Genomic DNA, 2,596 nt, shown 5'->3' with positions numbered 1-2,596 from the left:
ACCGCTGCCCTGGTAGCCCTCGAACTCACCGCCGCCCAGCAGGCTCGCGTAGTCCGCGTACATCACGCCCGCGAAGACGCCCGTCCTGCTGCCGCGCAGCGACACCGGGTCGATGCCGGCCCGCTCGAAGGCCTCCCACGACGTCTCCAGCAACAGCCGTTGCTGCGCGTCCGTCGCCAGCGCCTCGCGCGGGCTCATCCCGAAGAACTCGTGGTCGAACTCCCCCGCGCTGTAAAGGAATCCGCCAGAGCGCGTGTACGAGGTGCCGACGTGGTCCGGGTCCGGGTCGTACAGCGACGCGATGTCCCAGCCGCGGTTCGTCGGGAAGTCCGAGACCGCGTCCACGCCGTCGGCCACCAGGCGCCACAGGTCCTCGGGCGACTCGACGCCGCCGGGGTAGCGGCAGGCCAGCCCGACGAGCACGATCGGATCGTCGGACGGCACGGGCAGGGCCGCCGGGACTTCTGCGGCCTCCTCCGCGGTGCCGAACAGGGCCTCCAGTAGGAAGCCGGCCAGCGAGGTCGCCGTCGGGTAGTCGAACACCACGGTGGCCGGGAGCTGGAGACCGGTCACGGTCTTCAGCCGGTTGCGCAGTTCGACGGCCGTCAGCGAGTCGAAGCCGAGGTCCTGGAAGGCCTTCGACGGATCGACGGCCGAACCGCCCTCGTGACCGAGCACGAGCGCGATCTGATCGCGCACCAGGTCCAGGACTGCCCCGTGTCGCTCGTCGTCACGGAGTCCGGACAGACGGTGCGCCAGGCCTGCCGACACGGCCGAGCCGGCCACGACGGCGCGCCGAACCCGGCCGCGCACCAAGCCGCGCAGGAGGGCGGGCACCTCGCCGTGCGCCGCCATCGCCGCAAGGTCGAGGCGGACCGGCAGAACAGCCGCGTTGCCGGTGGCAAGGGCAGCGTCGAAGAGCGCGATGCCCTGGTCCGGGGCGATGGCCGGCAGGCCGAGCCGGGCGATGCGCTCGGCCTCGGCGTCGGTGAGGGTGCCGGTCATGCCGGCTACGTCCGACCACGGGCCCCAGGCGAGGGATGTGGCGGGCAGGCCGAGCGAGCGGCGGTGGACCGCCAGCGCGTCCAGGTAGGCGTTACCCGCCGCGTAGGCGGCCTGGCCCGCGCTGCCGAACGTGCCGGCCATCGAGGAGAAGAGCACGAAGGCGTCCAGCTCCCCGGCCGCCCGGTGCAGGTTCCAGGCCGCGTCCGCCTTCGGGCGCAGGACGGCTGAGATGCGCTCGGGAGTGAGGGAACCGATCACGCCGTCGTCGAGCACGCCCGCCGTGTGAACGACCGCGCGGATCTCGTGGCGGGCGAACAGGCCCGCGACGGCGGCCTCGTCGGCCACGTCACAGGCCTCGACCATCGCCCCCGCGCCCAACTCCGCCAGCAACTCCTCGACGCCCTCGGCCTCCGCACCGCGACGGCTCACCAGCAGCAGACTGCGCACACCGTGCTCGGCCGCAAGGTGCCTCGCGAGCAGCCTGCCGAGACCGCCCGTACCGCCCGTGATCAGGACCGTGCCTTCGCTCGGCCATGCCACCGCTTCAGCGGCCTGCGCCCGTACCAGCCGGGCGGCCAGCACTTCGCCGTCCCGGACGAGCAACTGCGGCTCGTCCAAACCCAGGGCAGCGGGCGGCAGTTCGTCCGGACCCGCCAGATCCACCAGACCGAACCGGCCCGGCTCCTCCGACATCGCCGACCGCACCAAGCCCCACACCGCTGCGCCCGGCAGGTCCTCGCCCGCCACCACACCGCGCGTCACGAACACCAGACGCGACTCGGCGAAACGCTCCTCCGCCAGCCAGGCCTGCACGAGCTCCAGCGCTCGGGCCGTGCACGCGTGTACGTCTTCGGCGGCCGTCTCGATCACGACCGCGGGCGGGACGTCCGCCGGTACGTCCGCGAGAGATGCGACCTCGACGAAGTCCGGAGCGGCGGCGGTCTTCACCGGCACCCAGTCCACCCGGAACAACTCGTCCCGGCCGACCCGCGCCACCTCGCCGGCAGGCACCGACCGCACGACCAGCGACCCGACGGTCGCCACCGGGCGCCCCTCGGTGTCGGCGATCGCCAGCGACACCCCGCCACCGGCCGCCGGCGTCAGGCGCACCCGCACCGCCGACGCGCCGGACGCGTGCAGCGCCACGTCCTCCCACGCGAACGGCACGCCGTTCTCCTCGGACCCGGTCAGCGCGAACGCGTGGAGGCAGGCGTCGAACAGCGCCGGGTGCAGACCGAAGCCCGTGCCGTCGGCGCCCTCGGGCAGGGCGACCTCCGCGAAGACCTCGTCCCCGCGCCGCCACGCCGCCCGCAGGCCCCGGAACGCCGAGCCGTAACCGAACCCGGCCTCCGCCAGCCCCTCGTACAGCCCGGCCAGGTCGACGGCCTCGGCACCGGCCGGCGGCCACACGGCCGCCTCGAACGGCGCCGGCACCGCACCCGTCCCCAGCACACCGGTGGCGTGGAGGGTCCAGTCCGTCCCGTCCTCGTCATCCGGCCGCGCGTGCACGGTGAGCGCGCGCCGCCCGGCCGCGTCGGGCTCGCCGACCCACACCTGCACCCGCACACCACCCCGCTCGGGCAGCACGAGC

At 74.2% G+C, this 2,596-nt stretch carries 1 protein-coding gene; it reads right to left on the bottom strand.

The genetic code is table 11. The features are described from left to right. Positions 1-2,596 (bottom strand): SDR family NAD(P)-dependent oxidoreductase (locus tag AB0O00_RS35225; protein ID WP_363658783.1); only part of this gene is annotated, 2,596 nt, incomplete at both ends.

The sequence above is a fragment of the Kitasatospora sp. NPDC093558 genome, assembly GCF_040683475.1.
In the GTDB taxonomy this organism is placed as follows: domain Bacteria; phylum Actinomycetota; class Actinomycetes; order Streptomycetales; family Streptomycetaceae; genus Kitasatospora.
The sequence above is the reverse complement of the archived record's forward strand: the minus strand, read 5'-3'. Positions and strand labels throughout refer to the sequence as shown.